Source organism: Verminephrobacter aporrectodeae subsp. tuberculatae At4, from assembly GCF_000193225.1.
GTDB lineage: Bacteria > Pseudomonadota > Gammaproteobacteria > Burkholderiales > Burkholderiaceae_C > Acidovorax > Acidovorax aporrectodeae.
On sequence record NZ_AFAL01000460.1, the window covers coordinates 1 to 3,086 of the forward strand.

Sequence of the window (3,086 nt, forward strand, 5' to 3'; positions counted from 1 at the left end):
TCTTACTGTGTTAGTAAATTCAAGGAATTATGAGAGAATCTTCTCACACAGGAGATGAGCCTTGAAAGACGAACTGCAAGAGTTTGAACGCTACCTTGAGCATTTGGGAGGCGGACTGGGCCATGCGGACCGGCAAGCCGGGCTGCGCGGGTATTGCATCGGCCTGATGGCGCCGCTTGCGCGCAAGAGCGTGGAGCCGATGGCCGCACACTTGGCGCCGCAGGCCACGCGCTCGCGTCACCAGTCGCTGCACCACTTCGTGGCCCAGTCGTCATGGTCGGACGAAGAGATGCTGCGGCGCGTTGCGCAATGGGTCGTGCCGGCGATGGACTTTGAAGATGGTGGCTGGTGGATCGTGGACGACACCGGCTTTCCCAAACAGGGCGAGCACTCGGTGGGAGTGGCCCGACAGTACTGCGGCATGCTGGGTAAGCAGGACAACTGCCAAGTGGCCGTCAGCGTCAGTCTGGCTTGCTTGGCGGGCAGCCTGCCCACGGCCTGGCAGTTGTACCTGCCCCAGCAATGGGCCGATGACATGGCGCGGCGCGAGAAGGCCGGTGTGCCCGAAAATGTGTCGTTCGCCACCAAGTGGCAGATCGCGCAGGCGCAGATCGAGCACTTGGTGGAGCAAGGCGCGCCAAAGCACACCGTGCTGGCCGATGCAGGCTACGGGGTGGTCACGGCATTTCGTGAGGGCCTGACGGCGATGGGCCTGACTTACGTGGTGGGCGTGACGGGGCAGGTGACGGTGTGGCCGCCGGGGCATGCCCCGCTGGCGCCGCGGCCGCGCAGTGGCCGCGGCGTGGTGGCCACCCGCCAGCGTTTGGGCGATGCCAGGCACGAGCGACCGCTGTCCGTGAAGGAAGTGGCGTTGGGGTTGGAGCCGACCCAATGGCAAAGCATCGAGTGGCGTGAGGGGACGAACTTCACATTGCGTTCGCGTTTTGCGCGAGTGCGCGTGCATGCGGCCCACCGCGAGCACCTGCGCACAGAGCAGCGAGCGCAAGAGTGGCTGCTCATCGAATGGCCCGAAGGCCATGAAGAGCCAATGAAATACTGGCTGTCCACGCTGGCAGAGGACATCACACTGGAGCGCATGGTGTTTGAGGCCAAGATGCGCTGGCGCATTGAGCGCGACTACCAGGACCTCAAGCAAGACCTGGGTCTGGGCCACTACGAAGGGCGCAATTGGAGGGGCTTTCACCACCACGCCAGCTTGGCCATCGCTGCCTACGGTTTTTTGATGGCGCAGCAGCTGCGCCAGCCGGAAGGTGGGGGTAAAAAAAACTCTGCACGAAGCGAAGAACCTGCCCTACCCACGCATTACAAGCCTCGCGGCAGCCCCGCGCACGCAGCGCCACGTCCGATCGTCGATCACAACTTTGCGGCTGCGTATCGCCGCAGCCTTGCTCAGGACGCTGCCGCGCTGCCCATGCTGCCTGCGCGTAAACGCGAGAATTCGTTTGTGACACAGTAAGACTAGCGCATCGACCTGCGGGCAGGCCTTCAGCAGAGCGTGCCGGTCGGGCGCCGACATCAGGCTAATCGCCGGTCCGCCCAGCACGATCCGCACCCCACGGCACGCATCCGCCAGCGCGCGCGCCAAAATAAGAGCCGGCGCGAGTTGGGGGCCCATCGGCACCGAAATTCCGATCAGCTTCCCGTCGATGTCCCATCCTCCCATACGCCCTTGCTGCTCGCAGAATGCCCAGTACTCATCGTGAAGTGGCCATCGCTCCATCGACGTCGCGAACAGGGCCGGCAACTGCTCGTCGATGCGCAGACACGCCGCCAAGTCGTGCAGCAGGTAGCCGAAGCGCGATTGCGCGAAATCGTGTCTTCCCGCATCGTCGAAGAGAAAGGTGCGCAGCTTCTTCAGCAACCGGGCGGCGATGCGAGCTGGATCCGAATCTTCCAGGTGCGAGAACATGCCATCGCCTGCGGCAATTCGCTGGAGGACGTCTGGCTGAAGCAGGTGTACGGCGAAGTCCTCGTTCCAGTCGAACTGCCGGCATGCATGGCCGTGGGCCTGGAGGTATCCGGCCAGTACCGCGGTAGATGGGTAGTACGCGCCGAAGTTCGTATCGACCAGCGGCGGAAAAATCAATACTGCGTCGGTCATGCCTGCCCCTCGCGCGAGAACGCAACCGAATACTCGTGGCTGAACGGCTCGAAGCCGACCCGACGATAAATCCGCTCCGGCGGGGAGTCCGCCTCGGCGACGATCACCAGTTGGTGGCAACGGTCGCGATGCAAGGCATGTGCCGCAACTGCCCGTACAAGCATCTCAGCCAGGCCCTGGCGTCGATGCGCCGGCGCGGTCGTGACGTCCTGGTAGCGCCCGATGCCGGCCTTGTGTATGAGGCCGCAGTGCGCAACGATCCGCCCTTGGCACAGCAGACCGAACCATGTTGCTCGTCCCGTCCGTACCTGCTCCCACTGACGCCCGTACTGCCATTGTGTGAAGTCGGCCGTCGCAACCGATTCGGGATCTTCCGCGTTGCTCTCGGTGGTGAGCACGATGGCTTCGCGGAAGCGCTGCTTCGTGTCAAGCTCGACGAATTCCACGCCCTGTGGCAACGTAAACGCGAGCGCCGCGCGCAGTTGCATCACAGTGAGCGAGGTGAACAGGCCATCGCCACCCATGGTCGCCATCTTGCCCTCGTCGAGCGGGGCCGGCGAGCAACATTCCCACTGATAGACCTCGCGGGGAACGGCGCAGCGGCTGGCGATGCGACGGTGCCATTCGCGATGCAACGCGGGCCAATCGTCCACCGCGGGCAAAGGGCAGCGCGTAATGACGAAGTTGCCGAACCAGAAGTCCTCGCGCTCGGGGCATCGGAGGAAGGCGAAGTCGTCATACGCCTCGACGACGCAACTGTCGGGTAACGCTAACGCAGTCGTGAACGTTCCAGGCATCGTGTCGAGGTTGATCCAGCCGGGTAAAAGCGAGGTGTCCATGGTCGATTGCGCGTTCAGGGGCTTGGCAATGGGGCAGCCTTTAGGGATGCAGTGGTCAACGATCGCGCCAGCGAGACCGCCACTAAGGCGGCCAGGGTAGCCATAACAGTAACTACTCAGCCCCC

At 63.4% G+C, this 3,086-nt stretch carries 2 protein-coding genes; one reads left to right on the forward strand and one right to left on the reverse strand.

All coding sequences use genetic code 11. The features are described 5' to 3' along the window. Positions 1-61 precede the first annotated feature (61 nt). Positions 62-1,477, forward strand: a complete 1,416-nt coding sequence (locus tag VTU_RS0114915; protein WP_010105541.1) for an IS701 family transposase — start codon at positions 62-64, stop codon at positions 1,475-1,477. Between the two features lie 641 nt (positions 1,478-2,118). On the opposite strand, the gene VTU_RS0114920 is transcribed toward VTU_RS0114915, so the two are convergent. Next, a partial coding sequence (locus VTU_RS0114920) for a GNAT family N-acetyltransferase (RefSeq protein ID WP_236610751.1) occupies positions 2,119-3,086 on the reverse strand: 968 nt, incomplete at its 5' end.